This is a genomic window from bacterium (genome assembly GCA_030247525.1).
Lineage (GTDB): Bacteria > Electryoneota > JAOADG01 > JAOADG01 > JAOADG01 > JAOTSC01.
Map to the genome: position 1 here is coordinate 32,243 of JAOTSC010000001.1, position 13,513 is coordinate 45,755.

Below are 13,513 nucleotides of genomic sequence, written 5' to 3' on the forward strand. Positions count from 1 at the left end.
TACTCAAGTTAATGTTAGTTGCGCTTCACCGGGGCTTGGAAGATCGTAGTGTCTTCGGAACCGGTAAAACTCCAACCAGTCATTTCCATCGTCTCGATATCGATCTTCACCATTTTGTCGCGCCCGTAATTCATTGCCGGCGTGCTTTGTCCGACAATGGTATGAGGCGGATCGCCGTAAATCTCAAAAGTCCAGTGGAGTTTCGTCTCTTTATCGAGCGTCACCCAATTGTTCTTGTACATCAGTTCCATCGTAACCGGTTCACCGGCATTGGTGGCAAACTTCTTGTAGCCATTGGCAATATCGGTGAGTGCAGTCCGAATTTCCCGCTTCGCCGCATATCCGGGATACTTATCGGAGATGAACCAGAAGATTACCCCCACCACACAAAGTAAGATCACTAAGGTGAGGATGATTTTCAGGAAGTCATTGGTCACAGTCAGCCCTTTCCGAAATGAATAGGATTCCTCCTATGCAAACCGAACGTTACCCCTATTTGGTAACAGGTTCTTTTCCTTCTTGGATTTCGACCCGGCGATAGGCATCGTGCTTGAGTAAGCCTTCTTTGATGCTGTCGTCGGTCGCTGGGATGCCCCAACCCCATTGTAAACCGGTTTCGATATCCATGTAGACAAACCGGTCGCGTCCGCCCGGCATTCCCTGCAGCGATTGCGCCACCACTCTATTGGCGGGATCGCCATGCAGCTCGAAGACCCAGTGCGCTTTCACTTCCTTACTGGGAATCACCCAACCGTTCTTGAAAATGTAATCGATAGTGACCGGTTCGTCGGCGGATTGCGACCATTTGCGATACGAATTGGAGATTTCCAAGAGCGTAATCGACACTTCCTTTTTCGCCGCATACATCGGAAACTTATCGGAAATGATCCAAAAAATGATGCCGATGAAACAAATCCCAATGACAATTGCAAGAATGATCTTCAGGACTTCGCTGACACCGTCGGAGCTTAGCGACGACATCGTTTCTTTCCTCCTCAGCTTCCCGTATATTATTTCCAAGTCAATACAAAGCAAAATCCGCAGGATTAACAACTGTGCAACACCAAGGTAGGCGTCCACTGCTTGCATGATACACAGAAGAGTGGTTCTGTCGCAATATACACGAAGGAGCAGCCATGTCGAAATGGTCGGAGCGACTGTTACGGCTTCCACCATACCTGTTTGCCGGATTGGAAGCCAAGGCTTCCGAGTTACGAACGAAAGGTGTGGATTTAATCGATTTAGGGATCGGCGACCCCGACCTGCCGCCGGTACCGGAATTTGAATCAGCGCTTCGTGATCATTTGCACGACGCCGACGCGCACCTCTATCCAACATCGATGGGCGATCCTGCCGTTCGCACCAGTATTGCCCGTTGGGCAAAAATCCGGTTCGGCGTCGAAGTCGATCCTGCTTCGGAAGTATGCGTTTTGCTCGGAGCGAAAGAGGGCTTGGCGAATCTTGCCCGCGCCTATGTAAACCTCGGCGACCGCGTCGCGGTGCCCGATCCGGCTTATCCGGTCTATGCCAACGGCGCAACCATTTTATGTGATGGAGTGCCAGTTTCACTTCCGCTCGATGAAACAAAAGGAATGCTTCCAGACCTGTCGACAATTCCTGATGAAGTGCGGATGCTCTATCTCAATTATCCGAACAATCCTACCGGCGCAATTGCAACTTCCGAGTTCTTTACCGAGGTTGCACAATGGACGGAAGCGCATCCCGAGTGCGTCGTTGTGCAGGATAATGCGTACAGCGAATTAACCTTTGCCGGATATCAAGCGCCTGCGCTGTTGCAGCATACCCGTAAAGGCATCGAGTTCTTCTCGCTCTCGAAAGTCGTGAATGCGACCGGTTACCGTATCGGATGGGCAATCGGCGACCCGGATATCATCCGCGCACTGGTCAAAGTGAAAACCCAACTCGACAGCGGAGCGCCGGTCTTTATCCAACGTGCCGCCGCCGCCATTTTGGACTACTACACAACCCCGGGACAATTGCCGGACTGCATCGCGCAAAATCTTTCGGTGTATGGCGAGCGTAGAGTAACGATGGAAAATGGATTACGGCAACTGGGCATCGAATTTCTCGCAAGCAGTGCCACCTTCTATGTATGGGCGAAAGTACCAAAGGGCTGGGACGATGTAACGTTCGTCGATGCTGCGATGGAAAAAGGGGTTATCGTTACGCCGGGACGCGGATTTGGAAAACAAGGCGAGCATCGCATCCGGTTTGCTCTAACCCAACCAACCGAGCGAATCATTCAAGCGCTGGCGCGGATTGCAACACTTTGATAACAAGTATCGACAAAGAGGCAACGATGACACAAGCAAGACTATTCGTTTCGATCCTCATCGTTCTTGGATCGTTATCGGTAACAGTCTCGGCGCTCGCAGTTTCCGACAGCGTGGAGATGATTTCTCAGTTACTAACGGGAGATCCGAATCGCTCTTTGAAAGCTGCCATGGCACTTAGCCAATTCGCTCCAGACTCGTTAGCGAAGTGGATTACGTCGTTTCGCGAGTATCCGAAACCGGAACGAGCCGGTCAAATCATGCGGATTACTCATCGATTAAACGATTCTTGCGACGCTCCGGTATTGGTGTATGTACCATCGAAGTACGATCCGAAAATTGCGACGCCGCTCTTCGTTTATCTGCATGGCGGTGTGAGTCGACCGGCCTTTCCGGCTATCAGCGATTCTGAATTGTTGGAAGACCCGCTTTTGAAACTAAGTGAGCAAAACGGTTGGTTCTATGTTTTTCCCTTGTCAAGATTCGATTGTGTGTGGTGGAGTCCGGAAGGAGTCGATCACATCCAATGGCTCGTCCGGGAAATGAAACGACGATTCCACATCGACGATTCACGAGTATCGATTGGCGGTTTTTCCGATGGCGGGTCGGGTTCTTTCCATATTGCAATGACCTCACCAACCGATTTCGCGAATTTGTTTCCATGGTCGGGACACATGGCGGTTGGTTCGCTCGATGGGCCGATGCAACAGCACCTCCCGAATATGATGAATCGTCCGTTGTATGCGACCGTTGGCGGAAAGGATCAATTGTATCCAACCGTTGGAATGCTGCCGATGTTACAGACAGCGCTGAAAGCCGGCGCTAATCTCAACGTTACGGTGTACGATACCGCGACTCATAACGACTCGTACTTACTCCATGAATTCGATAAGATATCTCGAATCGTCAATGAGAATCGCCGCGATCCGCTGCGTTCACACATCTACTGGGAAACGAGCGATGTGAAATATGGCAAATGCGATTGGTTCACGATTACCGCATTGGATACCACGAAACCACCGGCGGAATGGCATAAGACATACGATTGTATGTTAGTCGACGACCGCGTCACGGTTGGTTTTCAGGCCGATCAGGAGTGGAAAGGCGAAGGTGTTAAAGTAGGATCGGTAATGTCGGATACAACTTCGGCGGCTTACACCGCCGGCTTGCTGAAGGACGATGTGATTATCGCATTGGATGCCTTCGAAGTAAAGTCGATGCGCGATTTATCAAAAGCGCGCAGTACGAAAAAACGCGGCGATGCTGTGACACTTACTGTGCTCCGAAACGAAAAGAAAGAAGTGCTGCATGGGAAATTCCCGCCGGTGCAGGAGTATGCAGCGTTTCCCCGGAAAGCAAAATCTGGTGCAGTGAGTGCAATTCGGATTGGGAACCGGTTCGAGATCGAGACTTCAGGTGTAAAGTCCATTGAGATATTGCTGAATCCCGAAATGATAAATTTCGATCAACCGGTGGTTATCATTGCCAATGGAATAGCAGTGTTTGATGGGATAGTGAAGAAAGAGAGCAAGCTACTACTCGATCACTTCTTACAAGATCGTGACCGCGAGTTGCTCTGGTTTGGGCGAGTGACTGTTTCCTTGTAATCGAAATGGCGAACCGGATGGTTCGCCATTTTCAAATCGGTGATGATACATAAGTAAGTACTAAACCAACTTGATGGTTTGCTCACGTTTCTCGCCGACGCTGATGTATTCCACGGGTACACCGGTGAGTCGCTCTATCCGCTCGACGTAACGCCGTGCTTCGATTGGCAATCGCGAAAAATTGGTAACATGGGAAATATCTTCCTTCCATCCCGGGAGGTTTTCGTAGACGGGTTTGCATCGTTCCAGAGTGAATAAATCCATCGGGAAGTAATCGATCACACCATTGGGAGTTTCGTAACCGGTACAGATGGGAATCTGGTTGATACCCGACAAAACGTCGAGTTTCGTTATCGCCCAACTGGTGATGCCATTCACCCGCGCCGAGTATCTTGCCAATACATTGTCCCACCAACCGCATCGCCGCGCTCTCCCAGTTGTTGAGCCGAATTCCGCGCCGCGCTTCCGCAATTCGATCCCCATTTCGTCTTTTAGCTCAGTAGGAAATGGTCCGTTACCAACTCGAGTAACATACGCTTTCGCAATTCCTAATACTTTCTGTAAGTGCCGTGGGCCAACACCCAAGCCAGTCGAAGCACCTCCCGCTATCGGTTCACTGGAAGTGACAAACGGGTACGTGCCGAAATTGATATCGAGTAGAGTTCCTTGTGCCCCCTCGAAGAGGATTTTTTTGTCCCCGGCAATCTGTTTCTCGAGGAGTAAAGAGACATCAATGATGTACGGTTTCATCCGCTCTGCGAGGAGTTGAGTCGATTTCACGATATAGTCGATGTCGAGCGGTGATTCGTTATACAGTTTCTCAAGCAGGAGATTGCGTTGCTCTGTCTCCGAACGGACTCTCTCCTGTAAATGCTTGGGGTACAGCATGTCCGACATTCGGATACCGTTGCGAGTCGCTTTGTCGGTATAGGCTGGCCCAATACCTCTGCCAGTTGTTCCAATCGCCGATGTACGTTCTTGGCACTCATCGAGCCGACGATGATAGGGAAGGATTACGTGTGCCCTACCATCGACAAAGAGCCGGTTGTCGACACGGATGCCGCGTTGTTCCAACCCATCGACTTCACTAAGAAATTTCTCCGGATCGACAACGACACCTGCTCCGAGCAAACATAACGCTGTTGGATTCAGAATGCCGGAAGGGATATGGTGGAGGATGTATTTTTCTTCGTCGACAACAACGGTATGACCGGCATTCGGGCCGCCGCCCCACCGTGCGACCACATCCATCCGACCGGCTAATAAATCAACGATTTTCCCTTTTCCCTCGTCGCCCCATTGAGCGCCGACAATTGTCATCACGGACATAATGTAGTCTCCCCACCTCGCAAAGCTGTGTCGGAAAGAGTTGTTACTAAAATCACGTAGTTAGAGCGAATCGTCTGACATACGCGTTATGTTGGAACATACAAAAGCCCCAGCGGATGCCGGGGCAATTGGGAACGGCATTCCGGCTAAGTGTTACTTCTTCTGTTTCTTTGCCATCGCCTTGCCAATATCCTTTACACCGGAATCGATGAGGAGTGATGACGCGACGAACACCGAAGAGTAAGTACCGAAAACAACACCAAAGAGCAAAGCTACGGCAAAGTCATGAATAACTTGACCGCCGACAAACAGAATAATCACTAATGACATCATAACAGTGATCGATGTTAACAAGGTTCTTGACAACGTCTCGTTCACTGATAAATTTACGATATTGGTAAGCGACATCCCCCGGTGTTTCTTCACATTTTCCCGGATGCGGTCGTAGACCACGATTGTATCATTGATCGAGTAACCAAGTATCGTCAGCAATACCGCAACGATTTGCATCGAGAACTCGTAACCAAGGAGTACAACAAACCCGGCAGTGATGATGATATCGTGAATCATTGCTAAGGTAGCGCCGACACCGAAAAACCACTCAAACCGCCACCACAAATAAATCATGATAAGGAGCGAGGTGACAAGAATCGCATACAACGCTGAGATCATCAATTCTTTGCCGACTTTCGGTCCGACCGATTGAGTCTGTCGCACTTCCACCGTTACCGGAGCAATCTTCTGGTCGACAACTTTCTCGATGTTGTTAGCGACATCAGCTGTTGCAAAGTCCGATTTCTTTATCCGAATCAAAAGATCGGCATGCCCTTCGGCATCGGTAATCGTTTTGACTTCGGCATCCTTATAGCCGGCTTCCGTTAAAGCATCGCGGATCGTTTGCTCACCAACGTTTGCTGAAGGACGTAAGGTTACTTCGATTCCACCGCGGAAATCGATAGAAAGATTTACGCCCTTCACTAACATCAAGCCAATCGAAATGATCAGCAAGGCGCTACTGACAAAATATCCCAGCTTCCGTTTGCTCATAAAGTCGATATGAGTTACGGTGAAAAACGTGGTAAATTTAACCCGCGGCGGCACCGCTTTGGTTGTTACTTCATTCATTGTTGGTATCGCTCTGCAAAATTATCGTTACGAATTATATTGAAAGAGTCTTCGGCATTACGCGCTTCAGATATAGATCGAAGGCAGCGCGCGACATATACAATGCGGTGAACATTGAGACTGCAATACCGATCATCAACGTTAATGCGAATCCGCGAATCGGGCCAGTACCAAACTGGTACAAAGCAAACCCTGAGAAGACTGTCGTTAAGTTAGAGTCGAAAATGGTGATAAACGCACGCTCAAAGCCTGCCTTCACCGCATGTGCCGGAGTTTTGCCGGATAGTAACTCTTCCCGGATGCGTTCAAAGATCAGTACATTCGCGTCGACCGCCATACCCATCGTCAAGATGATACCGGCAATACCGGGCACCGTTAAAGTAGATTGGAACATTGCCAGAATCGCCATCATGATAAAGATGTTGGTTATCAATGCGACATCGGCTATGACACCCGACAAACGGTAGTAAAATGCCACAAAAACGGCTATAACAAGTAAGCTGATGATAAAGCTCTTTTTACCGGATTCTACTGAATCACGTCCTAACGACGGACCAACGGTACGCTCTTCCATAACTTTCACCGGGGCGGGCAATGAACCAGCACGCAACACGATCGCAAGGTCATTCGCTTCTTCGACGCTGCCACTACCTTCGATAACGCCACGACCATCGGGAATCCGCGAACGAATTGACGGTGCCATGTGGACAACTTCATCAAGTACAATCGCCATCCGCTTGCCAACGTTGGCACCAGTCACCCGGGCGAAAATCCGGCGACCTTCGGGATTCAATTCGAAATTAACATCTGGGGAACCGGATTGCTGACCACCCAATTGGACGCGGGCATCGGTCAAACCGGAACCAGTCATTTCCGCTTTCCGCTTCACCATGTACAGCGGCAGATACCTCGTGTTACCGGCAAATTCGAAGTCTTTGCCCCACAGGAATTGAACATCCTGCGGAATCACGGCAACCACTTTTTCTGAACCGAGGAACTGTTTGACTTTATTGATGTCTTTCGATTCGACGGCGATAGTGCCACGAACTTGCTTCAATAGCGAGAGGAGTTTTCGTTCGCCGCCATTCTTGGCGGTATCAGCTAACGATGCAGCAGACTTACCAAACAGTGTGTCAGTTGAAGACTTGTTCGCTGTATCGGTAACAGCTGTTAAAGCGGCAAGTTTCGAGGTATCGGTTGAACTTGCTGATTGAGTAGTATCGCCTGCTAACGCTTTATCGATGTCTTGCAAAATGCGGTCGGCGCGTTCGCCTTCTTCCAACATTTTGAATTCCAGCAATGCCGTTTTACCAATCAAGCCACGAGCGCGTTGCGGGTCCTGGACACCAGGTAATTCAAGGATGAGCCGGTGATCGCCCTGCCGCGTGATGCTTGGTTCCGTGACACCGAACTGGTCAATACGATTTCGCAGAATTTCCAGTGAACGGTCGACCGCGTCGCTATTCATTTTTTTGAGCTTGGTGATGGCGTCATCGTTGGACACAGCGTCGGGGAAGTAACGGGTTAGGGGAACTCCGCGGGCGGCGAACGTCTTGCTCATGACGTCAACGACATCCGCTTCGGGATCCTTGGCAACCTGTTGCGACACTTCTTTCATTGCTGATGCAAACTGATCGTCCTTCGCTTTTGCGACGTTCTCGATCAATGTGAACGCATCCACTTCCATCACCAAATACATGCCGCCCTGCAAGTCAAGACCGCGTTTGATCGACTTACCGCGATAACTATCGATGGATTCCCGGAACGGGCCACGAAGTTCATCGATCAGTTTCGCTGCTTCAGCAGCGTCCTGTGGATTCGCGGAACTGCGCGACACCATACTTTTCAGGTCGACTTCGTCGCGATAGATATTAGCGACAATTTCGCCGCGGGAAAGCCGCGAGTACTTCGCTAATTCTGCGAACTTCTGTGTTTCCTGATCGGAAAGCGTATTAAAACGGTAAGATGGGTATAAATAGTAGAAAGATCCCGCGATGATACACAGGATAATAATCCACCGCCCTAGCAAATTGCCTTTCATTCCGTCGCCTCAAGCCAAGTCAATTCGTACAACCAATTCACTTTGTTTGGAAAATGATTCGTCAAACCCAGATAAGATACACGAGTCGATTTGCAAGCGCAAATTCAGACCAGTCTCATTAGACATGATCCCACATCGTTTGAAGGAGTTGGAGTATAGGACAGTTTCGCGAAGATTCCAAAGCACCGAGGTTTGGAGAAGGGAGGATCACGTTCTATATTTTTTGGCTTTGTTGGTTGTCAAAAAAGAGAGGATAGAACTTTGCCACGTTCAAAATCGAAACAAAAACACCGCCGTGCAATTTTGAAGAAAGCCCGTAAAGGCTATGCAGCACGCCAAAAACAACGGGTTATCGATATCAAGGCGCAGTCGGTAAGCGCGATTTCTGAAACCGCTCAAGCGAAGCGGGCTACTGTTACCCGGAAATCCGCTCAAGCCTGATGAAAACCGAGAGTCAACTGTCATTGAACCTCCTTGAGGCGATGACTCTGTTGACGCGTCGAACCAGTGGTATCCTTTCCCCACTTGCTTATGGCTGGAAAGCTTCCTATAGCGGAGTAACAGGCGATTTCATCGCAGAGGTTCATGCCGAGTTCCGAAATTCGCTGTTTACGGTTGGGATCGAATTGCTTTCCGGTACGAACACGATTGTTTCCCGGGTGAAACTTGGTAACATTCATGAACTTTACGTCGCGTTCGAAGGACGCGACGTTTTTGCGTTTGTTTCGGTGGACGAGGATCGCTATACATTGCTTGCAGTCAATCATGACGGGCCATTACAACTGGTGACCGATATTGATCGCCGCGGCAAGGAGAGCGAATCAGACGGTGAGAAATCGGCTGGCTCTGAACAGCGACGTACATTTTTCTGCATTCGCGAAACAGCCGGAGGTCAAGATGCCTCTGAAACAGCTTGAACCGGGTGACCAGTTTTCCGGCAGTTTTCTACTGCGAACACTGACTCCCCGCGAAGCCCGCAATGGCGCAACCTTCTGGGACCTCGAGTTGTACGATAAGAGCGGTCGACTGCAGTGCCGCTGGTTCCAACCGCCTACGCTACTCCCCACCCCAATCCCGCTGCCAGTCCATGCCGAAGGATTCGTGGAAGAATTCAACGGAAAAAAAGTTGGGAAAATTTCTGTATTAGTTCCCCTTCCCGAAGAGAAGATCATCTGGGAAGATTTACTCCCATCCTCCAAACGACCGTTCCCTGAACTAATCAACGACTTGAAAACACGGGTCGCTGCGATTCAGGACGAATGGTACAAAAAACTTTGGGAGTTGCTACTCGCCGATGAATCGTGGTTTTCCAAGTATTGCGAAGCGCCTGCCGGGAAATTGTGGCATCACATGTATCGCGGCGGACTCTTGGAGCACTCGCTTTGTATTGCTGATCATTGTGACTTGGCGGCACAACATCACGAGCTTTGTGACCGCGATTTACTCCTCTCGGGAGCATTGCTCCACGATGTCGGTAAAGTGTGGGAGTTATCTCCCTTGCCATCGGGGGATTACACTGAATCGGGGCGGTTACTCGGTCACATTTTCATGGGAACTAACTTTGTAAGCCGGAAAATGGAAACCATCGAGGGGTTCCCGACCCGCCATAAAGTAAGATTACTGCATTTACTCCTATCGCATCAGGGAACCCGGGAGAAAGGTTCCCCCATCATTCCTGCAACCCTCGAAGCGATTATTCTTCATCACTCTGATGAGCTTGATGCCCATGCCGAAGCGTATGAGCACATCATCGAAGCTCAGACCGGCAGTGAGCGCATTTTTACCGATTACGTTCCGCTTGCTGGCGCTCACCTCTACCTCGGCGATCGCACCCGACCCGATTCACCAACTTCAGAAGAAAAAGTTGAGCGGGACAATCTCGATGCCGAATACGCAGTATGAAGCTCCGGATCCTTTGTTTGGTCTGGTTGCTCTTAGCAGCCGGTGTTTTTGCTCAAGTCGTCAAGGTGAAGCGTGTTGTCGATGGCGATACTTTCATCGCTGAGGAGACCAAGACCGAATACCCGGTGAGATTGTTGTTTGTGGATACTCCTGAGTCAGTACATCCCGATATCAAACAAAATCACCCAATGGGTAAAGTTGCCTCGAACTGGACAAAGAAGCGGATTGAAAATACGTATGTGACTTTGCAAACGCCGGTTGACAGCGATGAGGAAGATCGCTTTCACCGCAAACTCGCAATTGTTTTTCACGGGGAATCCTGCATCAATCTTGAACTCATCCAACACGGACTCTCACCCTACTACACCAAATTTGGAAAAGCACCAGAACCTTGGCATTCTAAGTTTGCTAATGCCGAGAAACAGGCACGGGATACAAAACAGGGGATTTGGAGCGATCCGGAATTAACAAAAAAGTATCTCCGGATGAAATCGAAATGGGGAACAAAGAATCCTAAGAAAAAGAAAGATCGCTGATCTGCATGTCCATTAAAATACCCGAGCACCCAACGCTACATCCTGCTCCGGCATGAGCAACACTACATCTCCGTTGACATCCGGTACTCCTAATACTAACACCTCGGAAAGAAATCCTGCGATTCGTTTTGGGTTAAAATTCGTTACGGCGATTATCCTTCGTCCGATGAGCGATTGCTCGGAGTAATGAACGGTTATCTGAGCACTGGATTGCTTCAATCCAAATTCGCCAAAATCGATTGTTACTTTGTATGCAGGTTTTCGAGCCGCGGGAAAAGGATCGACTTGAACGATTTCCCCAACGCGCATTTCTACTTGATCGAAGACCGAAAAGGGGATAGTCATGATATTATCCTGTTGTATGTCACAAGAACTTAGTAGTTTACTGCTCCTTCGGCAATCCATCGTGCGATGTCGGCGCGATCAATCGGTGACAGCATTGGAGCTCCGAGCGGCATAGCATCCCCATACAAACCAGTGTTGTTGATCTTATGCCAGAGCACCGATGAAGAAGTATCGAACGGAACTACCCGATAACTCCCTTGGTAACCTTCCGTTAAGACTGATACAGTATTTAAAAACGTATTACCCTCTGAAAGATCCATGCCACCTGTGGGAAAACCTGTCATGTGGCATGTTACACAGTTTTGGGTGAAAATCCCCTGTACCCTTGTTGAAAGTTTAGTACCTCTGACTGCGGAAACTCGATAGTATCGACTGACTTCTGAAGCGAAATTGACATTGGCGGTAAATGATGTTTCAAGAGTAGGGATTGTGATAAACGGTATCGCATCGTAGGGATTATCATAGCGTTTCACGAAGTACAAGTTGGCACCGGTAGATGGATTCCAACTCATTTGCACTATGTTGTTTTGAGGAACCAGCGATAGTGAAATCACTTCAGTGGGAGTAGTTGCTTCCGGAATGAAGTACTGTCGGGTGTAGATGTAATCATTGCGGTTCGATTCGTCGCCATTTGCAGCATTCATTGCCAAGTAAAATCCGACCGTATCCGACCCTGCAGTCGGTGCTGTCCACGAGAAGTTCCAGTAGACCGGTCCATTAAATGAATTCTGAAATGTACCTGTCGTAGTATGTTTTAGATAATCGGGATCGTTTCCTACTCCCACGGAAAGTTGGGTGAATACCGGTGCTGTTACATTGAGGGATCCGGCTTGCTGGTAATTGGTTTCTTTAAGTGATGTTAGTTCAAACCCCCAACGGCTTTGTCCGGTTTGCTGTAACTGCATTTGCACTGTGTAAGTCTCACCCGGATAGTAAAAATCCGGGAGTCCGATAACCGAAATCGAAGCAGTACCCGAGTTAAGCGGATTTGAATCATGACACTCAGTGCAATTGTTCATGAGCGGTGGATTTCCAGCGTAGCCATCAAGCGGTCCACTAGAATATCCCATCGCTTGTCCTGTAATTCCTGCTATTAGTAATGTTGGTAGTAGCAATTTCAACACATTTCCCCCCAAGGATAAAAACTTGCAACGCGAACTCGATTTGATATATTGATGGTGAAACAATCGTAGTATCTTAGGGACGTGATACGTAATTATCTTGTGTGTATTAGTTATTTTTGAACGATTCTCGTTTTTCTTGGCAAGGGGTCACTCATGATCACTCAATCACAAATGGAAGCTTGGTTGATCAAAAACGGATTTCAGCAGAATGATAAAGGGGATTTTGTCCTGAAGAACACGAAGTATCGCCTTTTTTCAGATCGTTATGTCAAGCAACAACGCGATGCTGCGAAGAAATGGTATATCCTTGATGTGACTACTTATGTAGATCTGTTTCTCGAGGAGACCGACGAGTTGCATAAAAAGTGGCATTACGTCTTAGGTAAAAAGTTGTCGGATGTACCGCAACAGTTTTAATCGTATCATCTGTAACGGGGCTTGATTCCATCGAAAACGTAAGCATTGCCTTGTTTTCTTGACAAAGTCAAGGTTGAGTTCTATATTGATTTCGAGTCATCCTGGTTTTTTTGCACTTCTGTCTTTGGATTGCGGTTGTTATGAATACCCCGGAGTTTACTCCGCTCGATGCTTCTGATGCGGCGGGAACAGCGGAAATACCTGTTATCCTGATCTCAGGGTATTCTGAGGCAGAAGTCAGCCGGTTCGTAGATATTGTTAGAAATAGTAACCTTCGGGTTCCAGCCATGGCAATGGTTCCTGATGGTGTACTTGATTGGAAAGTCGGCGAATACCTCTCAACGATTCGCACTGAACATGCCACTTTCCAAACCTCGTGATATCTGTAATCTTACTTCAGCGTAGTTTATCATTAACGCGGAGAATCTGTTATGATTGAATCGTTAAAATTTGGAAAGTTGACAATCGACGGAAAAGTCTATGAGAACGATGTCGCTATCTTTCCCAGTGGTGAAATTAAACCATGGTGGCGGAAAGAAGGTTCCCGTTGTACAATGGATGATCTGGAGGAAGTACTGAAGTCGGGTGCGAAACGAATAATCATCGGAAACGGATTGTATCGTATGATGGGCATCGTACCAACAGTTCGAGCTGCGATTGAATCAAAAGGCTTGAAACTGGATATCTACCAATCTGAACAAGCGGTTACCGAATTCAATAAATCGCAAAAAGACGGCAACGTGGCACTCTGTCTGCATATTCGCGAATGATCAGTTTTCTTTACTGAAGTGAA

Annotated in this window: 16 protein-coding genes; 9 read left to right on the forward strand and 7 right to left on the reverse strand. The window is 48.5% G+C overall.

What is annotated here, in order from left to right; translation table 11 throughout:
- Positions 1–14 precede the first annotated feature (14 nt).
- Positions 15–437, reverse strand: coding sequence for a hypothetical protein (locus tag OEM52_00135; protein ID MDK9698543.1), 423 nt, complete (start codon positions 435–437; stop codon positions 15–17).
- Positions 438–492: 55 nt separating this feature from the next.
- The gene (locus OEM52_00140) at positions 493–981 is read right to left on the reverse strand and encodes a hypothetical protein (protein ID MDK9698544.1); all 489 of its coding nucleotides are present in this window, start codon (positions 979–981) and stop codon (positions 493–495) included.
- A gap of 155 nt (positions 982–1,136) precedes the next feature.
- Between OEM52_00140 and OEM52_00145 the strand changes: the two genes are divergently transcribed.
- A complete protein-coding gene (locus tag OEM52_00145; protein MDK9698545.1) occupies positions 1,137–2,294 on the forward strand; it encodes an aminotransferase class I/II-fold pyridoxal phosphate-dependent enzyme in 1,158 nt (385 codons plus the stop codon).
- 26 nt (positions 2,295–2,320) lie between these two features.
- Positions 2,321–3,901, forward strand: coding sequence for a PDZ domain-containing protein (locus tag OEM52_00150; GenBank protein ID MDK9698546.1), 1,581 nt, complete (start codon positions 2,321–2,323; stop codon positions 3,899–3,901).
- Between the two features lie 60 nt (positions 3,902–3,961).
- Here OEM52_00150 and OEM52_00155 read toward each other — a convergent pair whose 3' ends face one another.
- The 3 genes from OEM52_00155 to secD form a co-directional block, all read right to left on the reverse strand.
- A complete protein-coding gene (locus OEM52_00155; protein ID MDK9698547.1) occupies positions 3,962–5,230 on the reverse strand; it encodes an adenylosuccinate synthase in 1,269 nt (422 codons plus the stop codon).
- Positions 5,231–5,383: 153 nt separating this feature from the next.
- Positions 5,384–6,355, reverse strand: coding sequence for a protein translocase subunit SecF (gene secF / locus OEM52_00160; GenBank protein ID MDK9698548.1), 972 nt, complete (start codon positions 6,353–6,355; stop codon positions 5,384–5,386).
- A gap of 34 nt (positions 6,356–6,389) precedes the next feature.
- Positions 6,390–8,396 carry a protein translocase subunit SecD gene (gene secD, locus OEM52_00165; GenBank protein ID MDK9698549.1) on the reverse strand — a complete coding sequence of 669 codons (2,007 nt, stop codon included), beginning with the start codon at positions 8,394–8,396 and terminating at the stop codon, positions 6,390–6,392.
- A 261-nt stretch (positions 8,397–8,657) separates the two neighbouring features.
- Here secD and OEM52_00170 point away from each other — a divergent pair, with 261 nt between their 5' ends.
- Genes OEM52_00170 through OEM52_00185 form a run of 4 tightly spaced genes read left to right on the forward strand, consistent with a single transcriptional unit; the run spans position 8,658 to position 10,834 of the window.
- Complete coding sequence (locus tag OEM52_00170; GenBank protein ID MDK9698550.1) at positions 8,658–8,837, forward strand: hypothetical protein; 180 nt, start codon at positions 8,658–8,660, stop codon at positions 8,835–8,837.
- Entirely contained in the window at positions 8,837–9,313 is a 477-nt protein-coding gene (locus tag OEM52_00175) for a hypothetical protein (GenBank protein ID MDK9698551.1), read from the forward strand. The genes OEM52_00170 and OEM52_00175 overlap by 1 nt, the downstream gene beginning before the upstream one ends.
- Positions 9,294–10,298, forward strand: a complete 1,005-nt coding sequence (locus OEM52_00180) for an HD domain-containing protein (protein ID MDK9698552.1) — start codon at positions 9,294–9,296, stop codon at positions 10,296–10,298. The genes OEM52_00175 and OEM52_00180 overlap by 20 nt, the downstream gene beginning before the upstream one ends.
- A complete protein-coding gene (locus tag OEM52_00185; GenBank protein MDK9698553.1) occupies positions 10,295–10,834 on the forward strand; it encodes a thermonuclease family protein in 540 nt (179 codons plus the stop codon). The genes OEM52_00180 and OEM52_00185 overlap by 4 nt, the downstream gene beginning before the upstream one ends.
- Positions 10,835–10,846: 12 nt before the next feature.
- Here OEM52_00185 and OEM52_00190 read toward each other — a convergent pair whose 3' ends face one another.
- A complete protein-coding gene (locus OEM52_00190; protein MDK9698554.1) occupies positions 10,847–11,179 on the reverse strand; it encodes a tRNA-binding protein in 333 nt (110 codons plus the stop codon).
- A gap of 29 nt (positions 11,180–11,208) precedes the next feature.
- A complete protein-coding gene (locus OEM52_00195) occupies positions 11,209–12,300 on the reverse strand; it encodes a hypothetical protein (GenBank protein MDK9698555.1) in 1,092 nt (363 codons plus the stop codon).
- 156 nt (positions 12,301–12,456) lie between these two features.
- On the opposite strand from OEM52_00195, the gene OEM52_00200 reads away from it, so the two are divergent.
- The 3 genes from OEM52_00200 (at position 12,457) to OEM52_00210 (ending at position 13,490) form a co-directional block, all read left to right on the forward strand.
- The gene (locus OEM52_00200) at positions 12,457–12,720 is read left to right on the forward strand and encodes a hypothetical protein (protein MDK9698556.1); all 264 of its coding nucleotides are present in this window, start codon (positions 12,457–12,459) and stop codon (positions 12,718–12,720) included.
- 140 nt (positions 12,721–12,860) lie between these two features.
- Entirely contained in the window at positions 12,861–13,100 is a 240-nt protein-coding gene (locus tag OEM52_00205; GenBank protein MDK9698557.1) for a DUF3783 domain-containing protein, read from the forward strand.
- Between the two features lie 51 nt (positions 13,101–13,151).
- Positions 13,152–13,490, forward strand: coding sequence for an MTH938/NDUFAF3 family protein (locus OEM52_00210; protein ID MDK9698558.1), 339 nt, complete (start codon positions 13,152–13,154; stop codon positions 13,488–13,490).
- The last annotated feature ends 23 nt before the right edge of the window (positions 13,491–13,513 follow it).

What these genes read in the sequence shown, in the direction of transcription:
- OEM52_00140 (MDK9698544.1), bottom strand. Translation starts at nt 981, where the DNA reads ATGTCGTCGCTAAGCTCCGACGGTGTCAGCGAAGTCCTGAAGATCATT.
- OEM52_00145 (MDK9698545.1), top strand. Translation starts at nt 1,137, where the DNA reads ATGTCGAAATGGTCGGAGCGACTGTTACGGCTTCCACCATACCTGTTT.
- OEM52_00150 (MDK9698546.1), top strand. Translation starts at nt 2,321, where the DNA reads ATGACACAAGCAAGACTATTCGTTTCGATCCTCATCGTTCTTGGATCG.
- OEM52_00155 (MDK9698547.1), bottom strand. Translation starts at nt 5,230, where the DNA reads ATGTCCGTGATGACAATTGTCGGCGCTCAATGGGGCGACGAGGGAAAA.
- secF (MDK9698548.1), bottom strand. Translation starts at nt 6,355, where the DNA reads ATGAATGAAGTAACAACCAAAGCGGTGCCGCCGCGGGTTAAATTTACC.
- secD (MDK9698549.1), bottom strand. Translation starts at nt 8,396, where the DNA reads ATGAAAGGCAATTTGCTAGGGCGGTGGATTATTATCCTGTGTATCATC.
- OEM52_00175 (MDK9698551.1), top strand. Translation starts at nt 8,837, where the DNA reads ATGAAAACCGAGAGTCAACTGTCATTGAACCTCCTTGAGGCGATGACT.
- OEM52_00180 (MDK9698552.1), top strand. Translation starts at nt 9,294, where the DNA reads ATGCCTCTGAAACAGCTTGAACCGGGTGACCAGTTTTCCGGCAGTTTT.
- OEM52_00185 (MDK9698553.1), top strand. Translation starts at nt 10,295, where the DNA reads ATGAAGCTCCGGATCCTTTGTTTGGTCTGGTTGCTCTTAGCAGCCGGT.
- OEM52_00190 (MDK9698554.1), bottom strand. Translation starts at nt 11,179, where the DNA reads ATGACTATCCCCTTTTCGGTCTTCGATCAAGTAGAAATGCGCGTTGGG.
- OEM52_00200 (MDK9698556.1), top strand. Translation starts at nt 12,457, where the DNA reads ATGATCACTCAATCACAAATGGAAGCTTGGTTGATCAAAAACGGATTT.
- OEM52_00205 (MDK9698557.1), top strand. Translation starts at nt 12,861, where the DNA reads ATGAATACCCCGGAGTTTACTCCGCTCGATGCTTCTGATGCGGCGGGA.
- OEM52_00210 (MDK9698558.1), top strand. Translation starts at nt 13,152, where the DNA reads ATGATTGAATCGTTAAAATTTGGAAAGTTGACAATCGACGGAAAAGTC.